We start from the raw sequence: 16332 nt of genomic DNA on the forward strand, positions 1-16332 counted from the left end.
GGGGACGACGTACGTCTGCTCGGCCGCAGCCCACGGTGGCGTCCGGCTGGCAGGTCGTGCCGTGCCAGTCGGCTGACCACCCGCGCGAACGAGCGACGGCGTGCCTGTTCCCTAGAGTGAGCGCGTGGACTTCTACTCGGCCTACGCCCAGGGCTTCGCGCGCGTCGCGGCGGTCACGCTGCCGGTGCACCTGGCCGACCCCGCCGCCAACGCCGCCGAGGTCATCGCGCAGGCGCGCGCCTGCCACGACGACCACGTGGCCGTCGCCGTCTTCCCCGAGCTGTGCCTGACCGGTTACAGCGTCGACGACCTCTTCCTCCAGGACACGCTGCTCGAAGGAGCGCAGGAGGCGGTCGCCGAGATCGTGGCGGCGAGCGCCGACCTGATGACCGCGCTGGTCATCGGGGCCCCGCTCGTGCAGGGCAACCGGGTCTACAACTGCGCCATCGTGGTCCACCGCGGCTCCGTGCTCGGGGTGGCACCGAAGTCGTACCTGCCCAACTACCGCGAGTTCTACGAGCGCCGGTGGTTCGCGCCCGGTGACGACCGCGAGCTGGAGTGGGTGGCCGTCGCCGGCCAGGACGTGCGGTTCGGGCCCGACCTGATCTTCAGGTGCCTCGACGTCCCCGGCCTCGACCTGCACGTCGAGGTGTGCGAGGACATGTGGGTGCCGGTGCCGCCGAGCGCGGAGGCGGCGCTGGCCGGGGCGACGGTGCTCGCCAACCTCAGCGGGTCGCCGATCACGGTGGCCCGCGCCGAGGACCGCCGGCTGCTGGTGCGCAGCGCGAGCGCGCGGTGCTCGGCGGCGTACGTCTATGCCGCGGCGGGACAGGGCGAGTCGACGACCGACCTCAGCTGGGACGGTCAGACGCTGGTCTACGAGTGCGGGGACCTGCTCGGCGAGGGTGAGCGCTTCCCCGACGGCCCGCGTCGCACGGTCGTGGACGTCGATCTCGACCGGCTGCGCCAGGAGCGCCTGCGACAGGGCTCCTTCGACGACAACCGGCGCACCCACCGCGAGCGGACCGACCGGTTCCGCACGGTCGAGTGGGAGCTCGCCCCGCCGGCCGGCGACATCGGCCTGCTGCGCAAGGTCGACCGCTACCCCTTCGTGCCCGACGACCCCGAGCGGCTCGCGCTCGACTGCTACGAGGCCTACAACATCCAGGTCTCCGGCCTCGAGCAGCGCCTCGCCGCGATCGGCACTCCCAAGGCCGTGATCGGCGTCAGTGGCGGCCTCGACTCCACGCACGCGCTGATCGTGGCGTGCAAGGCGATGGACCGGCTCGGGCGTCCGCGCAGCGACGTGCTCGCCTTCACGATGCCCGGCTTCGCGACCGGCGCGACCACCAAGGCGTACGCCACCCGCCTGTCCGAGGCGCTCGGCGTCACCTTCGAGGAGCTCGACATCCGCCCCGCGGCCGAGCAGATGCTGAAGGACCTGGGTCACCCCTACGCCGAGGGCGAGAAGGTCTACGACATCACCTTCGAGAACGTGCAGGCCGGCCTGCGCTACGACTACCTCTTCCGGCTCGCCAACCAGCGCGGCGGCATCGTCGTCGGCACCGGTGACCTGTCCGAGCTGGCGCTCGGCTGGTGCACGTACGGCGTCGGCGACCAGATGTCGCACTACACGGTCAACGCCGGCGTGCCGAAGACGCTCGTGCAGCACCTCATCCGCTGGGTGATCAGCCACGGCGAGTTCGAGGAGGCCGCCAACGAGGTGCTCGTCGAGATCCTCCAGCAGGAGATCACCCCGGAGCTGATCCCGGTCGAGGAGGGCAAGAAGCCGCAGGCCACCGAGGACTCGGTCGGCCCCTACAACCTGCAGGACTTCACGCTGGCGCACGTCGTGCGGCACGGCTACCGCCCGCGCAAGATCGCCTTCCTGGCCTGGCACGCGTGGAAGGACGTCGAGGCGGGGGAGTGGCCGCCCGGGTTCCCCGACGATGCGCGGGTGGCGTACTCCCTCTCCGACGTGCGGGCGTGGCTCGAGGTCTTCGTCCGGCGCTTCTTCGCCAACCAGTTCAAGCGCTCCGCGCTGCCCAACGGGCCGAAGGTGAGCGCGATCGGGACGATGAGCCCGCGCGGGGACTGGCGGATGCCGAGCGACGCGAAGGGGACGGCCTGGCTGGCCGAGATCGAGCGGGACGTGCCTGCCGCCTGAGGCGGGAGCGGGACTCAGCGGTGCGTGAGACACGTCCTGCGCGCTCGGAACCTGCCTCACGCACCGCTGGTCGGCGCGCGCGGGATCGAGCGGTGCGTGAGACACGTTCCTGGGGTTGAAGACCTGTCCCACGCACCGCCCACTACGGGATCCTCGGACCCTCTGCCTGCCCTTAGCGACCGGCTGGAGCGGGGTTGGGCCCGCTTCCGCGAACCTCCTGGTCACCACGGGGTGCAACCTTTCCCCGAGGCCGGGCGTCCTGACTGCGACCGACCATCCAGGGGAGACCGAGATGACCACCAGCGCCACCTCGACCAGCATCCGCACGACCCTCGCCGCTGCTGCGGGGCTCGCCGCCATCACCGCCCTCGCGGTGCCGGCCCCCGCGTCCGCGGTGTCCGAGCCGCGCACCCGGCTGACCTTCACCGTCGACGACTGCGAGGGGTGCAAGATCCAGCTCGTCAACGCTCGTAGCACCCTCGACGCCGACGTGGTCCACGTGTGGCAGTCGCGCACCCGCACGGTCGAGGACGGGCGCGTCACCTTCCGCGTCGCGACGAAGCGCACCTGGGGTCTCTCCGTCACCGTGCGCGCGCCGTGGGAGGGCCACACCGGCTACGCCACCACCGTCGCCTGGCGCTACGCCGGCGAGCAGGTCGGAGAGACCGTCACCCTCGCCGAGGCGGTCACCAAGCGGAGAGCGTCCGCCTGCTGGGAGGGCGTACGCCGACGCGCCGTGACCGTGCCCCTCGTGGTCGAGGAGGTCGAGGTGGAGGGCGTGCACGAGCGCGTGCCGGGCAGCATCGCGTTCGTGCCGGTGACCGAGGGGTGGCTCCCGCCGATGCGCGAGGTCTGGGACGGCGTGCTCGGGTCGCAGGACGTCAACGTCTGCCGCTGAGCCGCACGCCGCGCCTGACCTGACCGCTCCGCGACCTCCTCCGGCCGGTGGGGCGTACGTCCCCCTAGGCTGGCGCCATGGGCAAGCAAGAGGACTTCGTACTCCGGGCGCTCGAGGAGCGCGACGTCCGCTTCGTGCGGCTGTGGTTCACCGACGTGCTCGGCTACCTCAAGAGCGTGAGCGTGGCGCCGGCCGAGCTCGAGAACGCCTTCGAGGAGGGCATCGGCTTCGACGGGTCGGCGATCGAGGGCTTCGCCCGCGTCTACGAGGCCGACATGCTGGCCCACCCGGACGCCTCGACCTTCCAGATCCTGCCGTGGCGCGGCGGGATGGAGGGGCCGCAGACCGCACGCATGTTCTGCGACATCCGGATGCCCGACGGCAGCCCGTCGTACGCCGACCCGCGCCACGTCCTGAAGCGGACCCTGAGCGCCGCGGCGGACAGGGGCTTCACCTTCTACACCCACCCCGAGATCGAGTTCTACCTCTTCAAGGACATGCCCGGGAAGGGTGACGAGCCCGAGCCGGTCGACCGCAGCGGCTTCTTCGACCACACCGCCCAGTCCCGTGGAGCGGACTTCCGGCGCGAGGCGATCACCATGCTCGAGGCGATGGGCATCTCGGTGGAGTTCAGCCACCACGAGGGTGGCCCGGGCCAGCAGGAGATCGACCTGCGCTACGCCGACGCGCTCACCACCGCCGACAACATCATGACCTTCCGCACCGTGGTCCGCGAGGTCGCGCTCGGCCAGGACATCTGGGCCTCGTTCATGCCGAAGCCGTTCACGACGCACCCCGGGTCGGGCATGCACACCCACGTGTCGCTCTTCGAGGGCGACCGCAACGCCTTCTTCGAGGCCGGCGCCGAGTACCAGCTCTCCCGGACCGGGCGGCAGTTCATCGCCGGCATCCTGCGCCACGCCAGTGAGATCAGCGTGGTGACCAACCAGTGGGTCAACTCCTACAAGCGCCTGCTCGGCGGGGGCGAGGCGCCCTCGTCGATCTGCTGGGGCCACAACAACCGCTCCGCGATGATCCGTGTGCCGATGTACAAGCCCAACAAGGGCCAGTCCACCCGCATCGAGCTGCGCACCGTCGACCCGGCCTGCAACCCCTACCTCGCCTTCGCGGTCGTGCTGGCGGCCGGCATGAAGGGCATCGAGGAGGGCTACGAGCTGCCCCGCGAGGCCGAGGACGACGTCTGGAGCCTCACCGAGCGCGAGCGCAAGGCCCTCGGGATCGCTCCGCTGCCCAAGAGCCTGTCGGAGGCGATCGACGTGGCCGAGAGCTCAGAGCTCCTCGCCGAGACCCTCGGCGAGCACGTCTTCGACTTCTTCCTGCGCAACAAGCGCGCCGAGTGGGAGGAGTACCGCACCCAGGTCTCCGCCTTCGAGCGCGACCGGATGCTGCCGGTCCTGTGAGCGCCAGCCGGGTCCTGGTCGTCGAGCACCAGGAGTCCTGCCCGCCCCACCTCGTCGGGACGTGGCTGGCCGATTCGGGCTGCGCGCTAGAGGTGTGCCGCCCCTACGACGGGGACGCGCTGCCCGCGCTGACGGCGTACGACGCCGTGGTGGTGCTGGGCGGGGAGATGAGCGCCAACGACGACGACACCGTCGCGTGGCTGGGCCCGCTCAAGGCGGGCATCCGCGAGGCCGTCGCCGCCGGGACCCCGCTGCTTGGCATCTGCCTGGGCCACCAGGTGATCGCCGCGGCCCTCGGCGGGAGGGTCGAGCGCAACCCACGCGGACAGGTCGTCGGCCTCCAGCCGGTCGGCTGGTCCGCAGACGCCGCCGCCGACGACTGGGTCGGCGCGCGCACCGGTCGCGAGGTGGCGATCCACTGGAACAACGACGTCGTCGTCGCACTCCCCGACGGGGCGGTCGTGCTGGCGCGCACGCCCGGCGGCGAGGTGCAGGCCGCCCGCTTCGGGCCGCGGGCGTGGGGCGTCCAGGCCCACCCCGAGGCCGACACCGGCATCCTGACGCGCTGGGCGGAGTCCGACCGGGCCGACCACGTGGCCCTCGGTCTGGACCAGGACGCCGTGCTCGCCTCCATCGAGGAGGCCCGCCCGGCCCTCGAGGCCCACTGGCAGCCCCTCGTCGCGCGATTCGCCGCGATCGCGGCGCAGGCGCGCCGATGACCTCCTCGGGTCACTTCGTGCGGCTCGGCTTCGTGGACGGGGCCGCGGCCGCCCGGGGCATCGAGCGCCTCGGTGAGGCCGGCCGGCCGCTCACCGACAAGCTCGCCGCCACCGCCGACCCCGACGCTGCGCTCGAGGGCCTGCTGCGGCTCACCGACGCCCTCGACGAGGAGTCGGAGGGCTCGGGCGCCGAGATGTTGGCCGAGGTGGCCGACGACGAGGGCACTGCGATGCGGCTGTGCAGCGTGCTGGGCGCGAGCACCGCGCTGACCCACCACCTGGTGCGCCACCCCGACCACTGGCGCGAGCTCACCGACCCCACGCTCGGCAGCACCCGCCCGGCGGCGTACGCCGTCCGCGAGGCGATGCTGGCCGCGGTCGGGGCCGAGCCGGGAGCCGCCGTACCCGTCGCTGGCCGTCCGGACGCGGAGGCCGTGGACGCGCTGCGCGTGGAGTACCGCCGCATCCTGCTGCGGCTCGCCTCCCGCGACCTGGCCCACCACGTCGGCATCGACGACGCCGCGGCCGAGATCTCCGACCTCGCGGCCGCCACGCTGGAGGCGGCGCTGGCCGTCGCTCGGGCACGGGTGGGGGAGACCGCTGCGTCCGCGCGGCTGGCGGTGATCGCCATGGGCAAGTGCGGCGGGCACGAGCTCAACTACATCTCCGACGTCGACGTGGTCTTCGTCTACGAGCCTGCGCGGCTGGAGACGGGCGAGACGGCCGACGACGGCGTCGCGTTGAGGGCGGCGACCCAGCTCGCCTCGCACCTCATGCGCATCTGCTCCGACCACACCCGCGAGGGCACCATCTGGCCGGTCGACGCCAACCTCCGCCCCGAGGGCAGCCAGGGACCGCTCGTCCGCACGCTCGCCAGCCACCGCGGCTACTACGAGAAGTGGGCCAAGACCTGGGAGTTCCAAGCGCTGCTCAAGGCCCGACCGGTCGCCGGCGACGCCGACCTGGGACGTGCCTACGAGGAGGTGATCGAGCCGCTGGTGTGGAGCGCGGCCGAGCGCGACGGCTTCGTGTCCGACGTGCAGGCCATGCGCCGCCGCGTCATCGACCACATCCCCGCCCATGAGGCCGAGCGTCAGCTCAAGCTCGGCTCGGGTGGCCTGCGCGACGTGGAGTTCGCCGTCCAGCTGCTCCAGCTCGTGCACGGGCGTGCCGATCCGTCGCTGCGCGAGGGTGCCACCCTCAGCGCGCTCGCGCGGCTCACCGACGGTGGCTACGTCGGTCGCGAGGACGGCGAGAAGCTCCACGAGGCCTACGCCTTCCTCCGCACTTTGGAGCACCGCATCCAGCTGCACCAGCTGCGGCGTACGCACGTGCTGCCCGACGACGACGCGTCGCTGCGCCGCCTGGGCCGTTCGCTCGGCCACTTCTCCGAACCGGCCGCGCAGCTGGACCGGCAGTGGCGCTACCACCGCCGCGAGGTGCGTCGGCTGCACGAGAAGCTCTTCTACCGCCCCCTCCTCGGCGCGGTCGCCAAGCTGCCCGGGACCGAGGCCAGGCTGTCGCTGCAGGCGGCCGAGGCCCGGCTCGCCGCACTCGGCTACGCCGACCCGAGGGCCGCGCTGCGCCACCTCGAGGCGCTCACCAGCGGTGTCTCGCGCACCTCCGACATCCAGCGCACCCTGCTGCCGGTCCTGCTCGAGTGGTTCGCCGACTCGCCCGACCCCGATGCGGGCCTCTTCGGCTTCCGCCGCATCAGCGAGAGCCTGGGGCGTACACCGTGGTACCTCACGATGCTGCGTGACGAGGGTGAGGTCGCCCAGCGGCTGGCCTTCCTGCTCGGCACGTCCCGCTACGCCACCGACCTCCTCGAGCGGGAGCCGCGCGGGGTGAAGATGCTGGGGGAGTCCCTCGTCCCGCTCAGCGCCGAGGCGGCGCTCGTGGAGATGCAGGCGGTCCTCGAGCGCGCCGACTCCGCGGAGGCCGCGGTGGGCGCCGTGCGTGCCGTACGCCGTCGCGAGCTGCTGCGGATCGCGTGCGGGGAGCTCGTGGCCGGGACCGACGTGGCGCTGGTCGGTCAGGGCCTGAGCCGGCTCACCGACGCCACCCTCCAGGCCACGCTCGACATCGCGACGGAGTCGGTGCGCCGCCAGCGCGGTCTCGACGCGGCCCCGACGCGCATCGCCGTGGTCGCCATGGGGCGCTACGGCGGCTTCGAGCTGTCCTACGGCAGCGACGCCGACGTCATGTTCGTGCACGACCCGGTCGAGGGTGCGGAGACGCAGGTGGCGGCGTCGTTCGCGCAGGCGGTCGTCTCGGAGCTGCGGCGCCTGCTGTCGCTGCCGGCCAGCGACCCCCCGCTCGAGGTCGACCCCGACCTGCGCCCGGAGGGCAAGAACGGCCCGATGGTGCGCACCGTGGAGTCCTACGCCGCCTACTACGCCAAGTGGTCCCACGTGTGGGAGTTCCAGGCGCTGCTGCGCGCTGACGCCGTCGTCGGCGACGAGGACCTGCGCCGGCGCTTCACCGAGCTCATCGACCCGATCCGCTTCCCGACCGAGGGCCTCTCGGAGTCCGACGTCATCGAGGTCCGTCGGATCAAGGCGCGCGTCGACGACGAGCGGCTGCCGCGCGGCGCAGACCGGCACACCCACCTCAAGCTCGGTCGCGGTGGGCTCGCCGACGTCGAGTGGACCGTCCAGCTGCTGCAGATGCGCCACGCCGGACGGGTCGAAGGTCTGCGCACGCCGCAGACGCTGTCTGCGCTCGAGGCCGCGACGGAGGCCGACCTCATCTCGGCCGCCGACGCGGAGACGCTGGCCGAGGCCTGGCGCCTGGTGAGCCGGGTGCGCAACGCCGTGACGCTGGTGCGCGGCCGTCCCTCGGACCAGCTGCCGCGCGACGCCCGGGAGCGGGCCGCGGTGGCGCGCGTGCTCGGCTATCCTGCGGGCTCGTCCGACCAGATGGTCAACGACTACCTCCGCACCACCCGACGGGCGCACGCCGTGGTGGAACGGGTGTTCTGGGAGTGAAGTGCTGGGCTTCATTCGATCCCAGATGAAGCAATAGCCTTCATTGTGGACAAATGAAGCGATAGCCTTCACCATGGAGTCATGACTTCCGTCGCCACCGTGATCGGTGACCTGGTCGGTTCGCGCTCCTCGCGGGACCGGGCAGACCTCCACCAGCGCCTGGGCCGCGCGCTCGAGGAGGTCAACGACGAGCTCCGGCCCGTGCGTGGCCTCTGGGTCACCGCCGGCGACGAGTACCAGGGCACCTTCGCCACCGTCGCCGAGGCGGTCCGCGCCACCCTGCTGGTGCGGGTCCGGCTGTGGCCCACCCACGACGTACGCCACGGCATCGGCTGGGGCCCGACGAGCGTCCTCGACGAGGCGGGCATCGAGGACGGGCCGGGCTGGTGGGCCGCGCGCGCGGCGATCGACGCGGCCGAGCGTGCCGCCGAGACGCCCGCCCAGCGGTGGCTACGCACGGCGTACGTCGTCGCGGACGGGGCCGAGGGCGGCGCCGACCCGGGATTCGTGAACGCCGGCCTGGTGCTGCGCGACGAGCGGGTCAGCGGCCTGTCGGAGCGGTCGGTGTCGGTGCTGCGTGGTCTGCTGTCGCACGAGACCCAGCGCGACCTCGCGGAGGCGCTGGGGATCAGCGCCTCCGCGGTGTCGCAGCGGGTGCGCGCCGACGGGCTCGCGGCGATCGTCGCGGCCCACGAACTGCTCGCCCCGGGAGGAGACCGATGAGCTGGCTCGGGATCCTGCTGGTCGGGTTCGCCGTCACCGACCTCACCCACTCGGTGCGCCGCACCCGCTACCTGCCCGAGAGCGTCGGCGCGCTCACGGTCCTCGTCGTGGGTGCGCTCGCCGGGCTCACCTCCGGGCGCGACGTCGTGGCGCTGCTGGTGGTCGCGGTCGTCGTCCTGCTCTGGGGCCTGACCGTCACCTGGGGGTTCGGCCACCCGGGACCGAAGCCGGCGCGCGTGCCGCTCGCCGTCTTCGTCGTCGCGCTGACCACCGCGATCGCGTGCTCAGGGCTCGCACCGGAGGCGTCCGGCCTGCTCGGGCGCTGGCTCGACTCGGTGTCACTGCCGGCCCTGGAGGGCATGGAGGCCGACCGGTTCCTGCTGCTGCTCGGCGCCTTCGCCGTCCAGCTCGCGACGGGCAACGTGCTCGTCCGGCTCGTCCTGAAGTCCATGGGCACCATCAACCCGCGCTCCGACGGTCAGATGCCGCCGACGCAGCTCAAGGGCGGGCGCCTGCTCGGCCCGCTCGAGCGCGTCTTCATCCTCGCGCTCGCGCTCGGCGGCCAGGTCACTGCGGCCAGCGTGGTCGTCGCGGCGAAGGGCCTGCTGCGCTTCCCCGAGCTGTCCTCGCGCGACGAGCAGCAGACCGTCCACGAGATGACCGAATACTTCCTGCTCGGGTCGTTCGCGTCGTGGCTGGTGGCTCTGGGGGCGTTCGTCCTGCTCTGAAGCGGGTCAGAGCCGCAGCACGCGTCCTGCCACCACCAGGTGCACCTCGTCGCACACTGCGGCGACGCGCTGGTTGAGCGTGCCGAGCAGGTCGCGGAACAGCCGTCCCGAGCGGTGCTCGGGCACGACGCCGAGGCCCACCTCGTTGGTCACCAGGACGACGTCCTGCTCGCAGGCTCGCAGTGCCTCAATGAGCTCGTCGGTGCGCCCGAGCACGAGGTCGTGCACGCGGTCGGACTCGTCCTCCCACGCCCCGGCGTCGTCGATGACCGCGGTCAGCCAGGTGCCCAGGCAGTCGATCAGCACCGGGTGACCGGCCCCGGCCAGTGCGTCGGCGAGGTCCTGGGTCTCGAGGGTGTCCCACGCCGCCGGCCGTCGCGCCCGGTGTGCGGCGACACGGGCGGTCCAGTCGGGGTCGGCCTCGGCGTCCGGCGTCGGTCCGGCGGCGACGTACGTCGCGGGCTCGTCGCCGATCAGGCCCTCCGCGTGGGTCGACTTGCCGGACCTCACTCCGCCGGTGACCAGGATCCGCATGGACGTGATTCTTCCAGAGCGGTGATGAGTTCCGGGGCCTGCACCCGTCATAGGTGTGACAGGACACGGCGAGACTGGAGGATGGGTGCGATGACTGCGGTGACGCGGCTGGAGGAGCGGGACGTGAGCGATCTCGACACGATGGACGAGACGGAGTTCGCGGGGGTGACCGAGCGCCACCGACGCGAGCTGCACGTGCACTGCTACCGGATGCTCGGGTCGTTCGAGGACGCCGAGGACGCGGTGCAGGAGACGTTCCTCCGTGCCTGGCGGCGGCGGGAGACCTACGCGGGACGCTCGACCTTCCGCGCCTGGCTCTACCGGATCGCCACCAACGCCTGCCTCGACCTGCTGGAGAAGCGTCGCCCGAAGCCGGCGACCGGGGGAGAGGTGCTGTGGCTCCAGCCCTATCCCGACCACCTGCTCGACGAGCTGCCCGCCATCGGCGCTGACGAGCCGGAGGCGCTCGCCGTCGCGAGGGAGACGATCGAGCTGGCGTACGTCGTCGCGGTCCAGCACCTCGCACCGCGACCACGCGCGGTGCTGATCCTGCGCGACGTGCTCGGCTGGCCGGCCAAGAACGTCGCCGATCTGCTCGGCGACTCCGTCAACTCCGTCAACAGCGCGCTCCAGCGGGCGCGTGCCGGCATGCGGGAGCACCTGCCTGCCGAGCGCCAGGAGTGGACCGGGGCGGAGGACGACGTCGCCAACCGCGAGCTCGTACGCCGCTTCACCGACGCCAGCGTCGCAGCCGACATCGACACGATCGCCACCATGCTGCGCGACGACGTCCGCTTCGCGATGCCGCCCACGCAGGGCCTGATCGTGGGGCGCGACGCGGTGATCGCGGACTGGGTGGCGGGTGGATATCCGGAGATGGCGGGGCTGCGGTCGGTCGCCACGTCGGTGAACCGCCAACCCGCCGTGGGCTACTACACCTGGCACGAGCCGTCCGGCGCCTACGTCCCGATCACGGTCGACGTCCTGCGCATCAGTGGCGGCCGGGTCACCGAGGTGACGATCTTCGACCGTGATCACTTCCCGCGGCTCGGGCTGCCGGAGCGCCTGCCGAGCGAGTCGGCGTGAGGCGCCGGCTGGTCGGCGTCGTGCGCACGGGTCTGCTGGCGTCGCTCGTGGCCGTCGTCGCGACGACTGCAGCGGCTGGACTCGCGACCGCGTTGGGCGTCGAGCTGGAGGTGCCCGAAGACGGCGAGACGATCCCGCTGTCGGGGATCGCCTTCGTGACCGGCGTCTTCTCGCTCGCGGGCGTGGTCATCGCCGCTGCCCTGGCTCGGTGGGCCTCCCGGCTTCGGCGGCACTTCGTGCGTACGACGCTGGTGCTGACGGCTCTCTCGCTGGTGCCGTCCTGGGTGGTGGGGGCTGCGGCCTCGACGAGCGTCACCCTCGTCGTGCTGCACCTCGTCGCTGCTGCGGTGGTGATCCCCGGCCTGGCTCGGACGCTTGATGATGTGCCCGTCGGATCTTGATCGAACATGTGTTCTATACCTGCCCAGGTGGGCGTAGTGTCGGTGTCACGTTCCACAGTCACCGGGTAGTCGTGATGCCGGGCTGGTGGGGCGAGTTGCGAGGGTGAGTAATAGTCCGGTGATCCGGGCCTCCAGGAGCGACGAGCGTTGAACCTCTCACGTGTGTGTGAGGTCCCCCGTCGTCGGAAGGAGGCCAGTCGTGACCGATCTCGTGGGTCACCCGATCCTGGCTGCCGTGTCCGACATCCGGAGCGTGTTGAAGGGTGTCGCGGGGGTGAACCCGACGTTCATGTCGACCTCGGACAAGGCGGCAGCGTTGCGGGAGCTGGTGGCGGCGGAGGCTCAGCTGGTCGAGCTGCGGTTGCGGGTCCTGGCCGATGCCGGTGACCTCGCGGACGCGACGGGTGCGAAGGACACTGCTGGGTGGCTGGCACACCAAACCCGTACGCGGTTCTCTGACGCGCGAGCCGACATGGGCCTCGCAACCGTTCTGGACCGGGAGCGGCCGGTGCTGGCGGCGGGGATGCGCGAGGGCGCCGTGACGCTGGCTCAGGCGCACGTGATCCGCCGCGCACTCGACACTCTGCCTGCTGCGGTGGACGCCGACACGGTCGACCGTGCCGAAGCGCACCTCGTGGGGTGCGCGGGGGAGTTCGGGCCCAAGGAGCTCGGCCGGATCGGACGGCGGGTCCTCGACGTCATCGCCCCCGAGGTCGCCGAGGCCGCGGAAGCTGCCCGGCTGGCCGACCTCGAAACCGCCGCTGCGGACCGGACGCGGATGACGATGCGCCGCCAGGGCGACGGCATCACCCGCATCAGCGCGCTGGTGCCGGACGCGGTCGCGACCCGACTTGCGACCTACCTCGAAGCGTTCACCAACCCCCGCGCGCAGCGCGGCGAGAATGCGCAGACGTCCGATCCGTTCACCCGGTTGCCGTACCCGCGGCGCATGGGCGAGGCGTTCGCCCGCCTCCTCGAGACCGTTGACCCGTCCCGGCTCCCGGTCCATGGCGGCGATGCCACCACGGTCGTCGTCACGATCCCCCTCGACTCCCTGCGCGCCGAGCTCGCGACCGCGGACCTCATCGGCGCCGGCCTCGTGCCGGGTGACAACCTCACCGGCGACCGCATCACCGCCAGCCAGGCGCGCCGGCTCGCGTGCACCGCGAAGATCCTGCCCGCGGTCCTCGACGGCACCAGCCTGCCGGTCGACCTGGGACGTGCGAAGCGGCTGTTCACACCCGCGCAGCGCAAGGCGCTGCTGATCCGCGACCGCGCCTGTCGTGCTGAGGGGTGCGATATCCCGGGCACGTGGTGCGACGCCCATCACCTCGACCCCTGGCACACCGGCGGACCCACCGACCTGGCCAACGCGGTCCTGATGTGTCCGCACCATCATCACCGGGTCCACGACACCGGCTACCGCACCGACCGCCTGGCCAACGGCGACCTCAGGTTCCACAGACGGACCTAGGCATCACACCTAGGCCGACCTCGGAGGCTCGACCACGATCGGGGGAGCCATCCCCGAGAGCTACTGCCCACGCCGACATCCGATGATGCCGCGATGAGGTTCGTGGGGGCGGGGAGGCGGGGTCTACTTCCCAGCACTTCTCCCACCCTGCGGTGGAACCCGTCTCTCCCTCTTACCTGCCGGGATGGCCGAGACCACCATTGCACTTCCGACATCCGGACACCGATCCTGAGGGAAGTTTCCTAGTAGCCGCGATCCGAACGCCCGCTCGTGCCGATGAGCGGCGAGCTGCATCCCGGTCGGAGCAACGATCCGGCGCTGGCAGGCGTCGTACCGGCATGCGCCGTGTTCCCGCCACCGTGACCCTCGCGCTCGTGTGTGTCGGTGGCACCGGCTGCAGCACCTGGACCTCCGACGAGGTCTCAGCGCATGTAGGCACCTACGAGGCCACCGGCGAAGGTGGCGACGGGGCACTGCTCGAGGGGACGGTCCGGCTCGAGGACGGCTGCCTCTTCGTCGAGGCCAGCACGGGTGAGCGCTTCCTCGCATACTTCCCCGACGACGAGGTCGAGTGGAGCGGCCGAGGACTTCGCTACGGCGGTTCGACGTACGGCTCAGGCGACAGCATCGCGCTCGGCGGCGGGACCTCCAACGCCACGCGACCCGTTCCGTCGGACTGCCGTGAGCGCTTCGAGGCGTTGACCCAGTGGATCGTCGCCCCGTCCGGCTAGCCCCGGCTGGGTCTGCCGCAACCAGCTCCACGCGTCCCGCCCCGGGCCTACTCTCTCCCCGTGACGGACGACACGACCATGCCGACGGGCTGGGACCAGAGCGAGGGTCCCACCCTCGACTCACCCGCCCTGGGCGCGATCGCCATGGCTGTCGCTGTCCTGAGCGCCCTGTGTGCTCCGACGTACCTCTTCAGCCCCTTCGCCTACCTCGGGGCAGCGGTGGCCATCCCGCTGGGTGTGCTCGCGCGCGGCGTCCCCCGGAGCCACGCGCTGGGCACTGGCGCCGTCGCGGTCGCGGGACTGGCCTGCGTCTTGGCGGCGGTGACCCTCGTTTCCGTGGGTGGCTGACGCACCGCTCCGGTGCGTCTGCCCCGCCCCCGTCCGTCCCCGCCCTGATCCAGTACGGTCGTCGCCATGGCATCTCCGGAAGCGAAGCTCGCACCTGTCGGCGCACTGCGGGGCGGACTGGCCCTGATCGTCCTGGGTGCCCTGCTCGCCTGGGTCCCCAGTGACTCGATCCCGGACTGGGCCTGGCTCACGAGCCTGTCGATCGGCGTCCTGCTCGTGGCGGTCGCCCTGGGCATCCGGACGCTCCGCATGTAGCGGGCCCGGCACGCGCGGTCACCCCGCCGCGGCAGCCAGCACCAGCACCGCGAACGACACCTCGACCACCGCGCCGAGCACGTCGCCGGTGATCCCGCCGAGGCGGCGTACGCACCGCATGAGCAGGGCGACGACCGCGGCCACGAGGACGACGAGCCCGATCAGCAGCGGCCACGGTGAGCCGAGCCCGACACCGGCCAGCGCGACGGTGACGACACTCGCGCCGAGCGAACCGACAGCAGCGACCACGGGCACGGCGCCGATGTGGACCGCGCCCAGTCCGTCGGTCCGGGCGGCCGGGACGCCGCGCACGCACGCCAGGGCCAGGACGGAGCGCGACGCGCAGACGAGGAGCGCGACCACCCACCACGCCTGGTCGTGCCGCACGACCGTGCTGAGGCCCGCGGCCTGCAGGCCGGTGACGAGCACGACCGCGACGACGCCGGCGGGACCGACCGGACCGGTGCGCATCACCTCGAGGGAGCGGGCGGGGGAGTAGGACGCGGTGAGCCCGTCGGCGGTGTCGGCGAGCCCGTCCCAGTGGAGGGCACGAGTGCCGAGCGCGAGCACCAGCACGACGACGTACGCCGTGGCGAGGGGCGGCAGGTCGATCCAGCCGGCGACGAGCACGACCAGTGCGGCCGCGCCCGCGAGCGGGAGGACGGCCAGCGGCGCGAGCACCATGGCCAGCCCGGCCACGGACCGGTCGACGTGCGAGGGAGGCGGTACTCGTACGGCGGTGAGCGTGCCGGTGGCGAGCAGCGAGGCGTCGCGCAGCAGGCTCACGAAGGCAGGACCTCCGAGAGCAGCGCCACGTCGCGGAGCACCGCGATGCCCGAGCGGAGCATCGGGAGGGCGGCCACCGCGCCGGACCCCTCGCCGAGGCGCATCCCGACGTCGAGGAGCGGCTCGAGGCCGAGGGACTTCAGCGCGTGGGCCTGGGCAGGCTCGGTGGACCGGTGCCCAGCGACCCACCAGGCGGCCGCGCCCGGCGCCATCGCCTCGGCGACGACCGCGCACGCGACCGACATGAGGCCGTCGAGCACGACGGGCACGCCCAGGGTGGAGGCCTCGACGAGGAAGCCCACTGTCGCGGCCAGGTCGGCGCTGCCGAGGGCGGCGAGCAGCTCGACCGGGTCGGAGGTGCGGCCCGCGGTCCGCGCGAGGGCTGCCGCGACGACGTCGCGCTTGCGGGTCCAGCCGTCGTCGTCGATGCCGGTGCCGCGGCCGGTGACCTCGTCGGCGGGCAGGCCCAGGGCCGCCGCGACGAGCGCGGCGGCGGGCGTGGTGTTGCCGATGCCCAGGTCCCCGGTCATCAGCAGCTGCGCGCCGTCGTCGACCAGCTCGCGCGCCACCTCGGCGCCGAGGGCGAGCGAGCGCTCGGCCTCGTTGCGGGTGAGCGCGTCGGTGAGGTGGATGGCCCCCGAGCCGCGACGCACCTTGCGGGCGCCGACCTCGGCAGGCAGGTCGGAGAGGTCGGCGTCGACGGCGATGTCGAGCACGGAAACCGCGACCCCGTGCTCGCGGGCCAGCGCGGAGACGCCCGCACGGCCGGCGACGATCGTGCGCACCATCGCCTCGGTGACCGTGGCGGGGTAGGCCGAGACGCCGTGCGCCGCGACGCCGTGATCGCCGGCCAGCACCACCAGGCGTACGTCGGTGAGCGGGCGCGGCGGCACCTCGCCCTGCGCGGCCGCCAGCCACGCGCCCAGCTCGCCGATGCGGCCCAGCGCTCCCGCGGGAGTGGCGAGACCGGCGAGCCGCTCCTGCGCGCGCGCGGCGACGTCGGGGGAGGGCGGGGCGATGGGCGTAGGGATGCGTGTCTGGTCCATGGCGGCGCCAGCCTAGATGCCAGTC

16 protein-coding genes are annotated in these 16332 nt (G+C 72.5%); 13 read left to right on the top strand and 3 right to left on the bottom strand.

Features of this window, described 5'->3' with window-relative positions; genetic code table 11:
• Positions 1–124: 124 nt before the first annotated feature.
• The 7 genes from K4G59_RS13205 to K4G59_RS13235 all read left to right on the top strand — a co-directional run bounded on the left by K4G59_RS13205 (position 125) and on the right by K4G59_RS13235 (position 9646).
• Positions 125–2167: an NAD(+) synthase gene (locus K4G59_RS13205; RefSeq protein WP_231251527.1), complete on the top strand. Its 2043-nt coding sequence runs from the start codon at positions 125–127 to the stop codon at positions 2165–2167.
• Positions 2168–2459: 292 nt separating this feature from the next.
• Positions 2460–3065 (top strand): hypothetical protein, encoded by a 606-nt coding sequence (locus K4G59_RS13210; RefSeq protein WP_231251528.1) that lies wholly within the window; start codon positions 2460–2462, stop codon positions 3063–3065.
• Positions 3066–3142: 77 nt separating this feature from the next.
• The gene (gene glnA, locus K4G59_RS13215; RefSeq protein WP_231251529.1) at positions 3143–4486 is read left to right on the top strand and encodes a type I glutamate--ammonia ligase; all 1344 of its coding nucleotides are present in this window, start codon (positions 3143–3145) and stop codon (positions 4484–4486) included.
• Entirely contained in the window at positions 4483–5205 is a 723-nt protein-coding gene (locus K4G59_RS13220; RefSeq protein WP_231251530.1) for a type 1 glutamine amidotransferase, read from the top strand. Before glnA ends, K4G59_RS13220 begins: the two co-directional genes overlap by 4 nt.
• A complete protein-coding gene (locus tag K4G59_RS13225) occupies positions 5202–8195 on the top strand; it encodes a bifunctional [glutamine synthetase] adenylyltransferase/[glutamine synthetase]-adenylyl-L-tyrosine phosphorylase (protein WP_231251531.1) in 2994 nt (997 codons plus the stop codon). The genes K4G59_RS13220 and K4G59_RS13225 overlap by 4 nt, the downstream gene beginning before the upstream one ends.
• An 81-nt stretch (positions 8196–8276) precedes the next feature.
• Positions 8277–8918, top strand: a complete 642-nt coding sequence (locus K4G59_RS13230) for a SatD family protein (RefSeq protein WP_231251532.1) — start codon at positions 8277–8279, stop codon at positions 8916–8918.
• Positions 8915–9646, top strand: a complete 732-nt coding sequence (locus tag K4G59_RS13235; protein ID WP_231251533.1) for a hypothetical protein — start codon at positions 8915–8917, stop codon at positions 9644–9646. The genes K4G59_RS13230 and K4G59_RS13235 overlap by 4 nt, the downstream gene beginning before the upstream one ends.
• A gap of 6 nt (positions 9647–9652) precedes the next feature.
• Here the strand turns inward: K4G59_RS13235 and cobU are convergent, their stop codons facing one another.
• Positions 9653–10180: a bifunctional adenosylcobinamide kinase/adenosylcobinamide-phosphate guanylyltransferase gene (gene cobU / locus K4G59_RS13240; protein WP_231251534.1), complete on the bottom strand. Its 528-nt coding sequence runs from the start codon at positions 10178–10180 to the stop codon at positions 9653–9655.
• 90 nt (positions 10181–10270) lie between these two features.
• On the opposite strand from cobU, the gene K4G59_RS13245 reads away from it, so the two are divergent.
• The 6 genes from K4G59_RS13245 (at position 10271) to K4G59_RS13270 (ending at position 14475) form a co-directional block, all read left to right on the top strand.
• Positions 10271–11266, top strand: coding sequence for an RNA polymerase subunit sigma-70 (locus K4G59_RS13245; RefSeq protein ID WP_231251535.1), 996 nt, complete (start codon positions 10271–10273; stop codon positions 11264–11266).
• Positions 11263–11667 carry a DUF6069 family protein gene (locus tag K4G59_RS13250; RefSeq protein ID WP_231251536.1) on the top strand — a complete coding sequence of 135 codons (405 nt, stop codon included), beginning with the start codon at positions 11263–11265 and terminating at the stop codon, positions 11665–11667. Before K4G59_RS13245 ends, K4G59_RS13250 begins: the two co-directional genes overlap by 4 nt.
• A 199-nt stretch (positions 11668–11866) precedes the next feature.
• Entirely contained in the window at positions 11867–13141 is a 1275-nt protein-coding gene (locus K4G59_RS13255; RefSeq protein WP_231251537.1) for an HNH endonuclease signature motif containing protein, read from the top strand.
• A gap of 338 nt (positions 13142–13479) precedes the next feature.
• Positions 13480–13872: a hypothetical protein gene (locus K4G59_RS13260; protein ID WP_231251538.1), complete on the top strand. Its 393-nt coding sequence runs from the start codon at positions 13480–13482 to the stop codon at positions 13870–13872.
• A 60-nt stretch (positions 13873–13932) separates the two neighbouring features.
• On the top strand, positions 13933–14220 hold the full coding sequence (locus K4G59_RS13265; protein ID WP_231251539.1) for a hypothetical protein: 288 nt from the start codon (positions 13933–13935) through the stop codon (positions 14218–14220).
• Between the two features lie 66 nt (positions 14221–14286).
• Entirely contained in the window at positions 14287–14475 is a 189-nt protein-coding gene (locus tag K4G59_RS13270) for a hypothetical protein (protein ID WP_231251540.1), read from the top strand.
• Between the two features lie 18 nt (positions 14476–14493).
• On the opposite strand, the gene K4G59_RS13275 is transcribed toward K4G59_RS13270, so the two are convergent.
• On the bottom strand, positions 14494–15261 hold the full coding sequence (locus K4G59_RS13275) for an adenosylcobinamide-GDP ribazoletransferase (RefSeq protein ID WP_231251541.1): 768 nt from the start codon (positions 15259–15261) through the stop codon (positions 14494–14496).
• Positions 15258–16307 (bottom strand): nicotinate-nucleotide--dimethylbenzimidazole phosphoribosyltransferase, encoded by a 1050-nt coding sequence (gene cobT, locus K4G59_RS13280; protein ID WP_231251542.1) that lies wholly within the window; start codon positions 16305–16307, stop codon positions 15258–15260. Before cobT ends, K4G59_RS13275 begins: the two co-directional genes overlap by 4 nt.
• Positions 16308–16332 lie beyond the last annotated feature (25 nt).

The organism is Nocardioides furvisabuli (assembly GCF_021083185.1).
GTDB lineage: Bacteria > Actinomycetota > Actinomycetes > Propionibacteriales > Nocardioidaceae > Nocardioides > Nocardioides furvisabuli.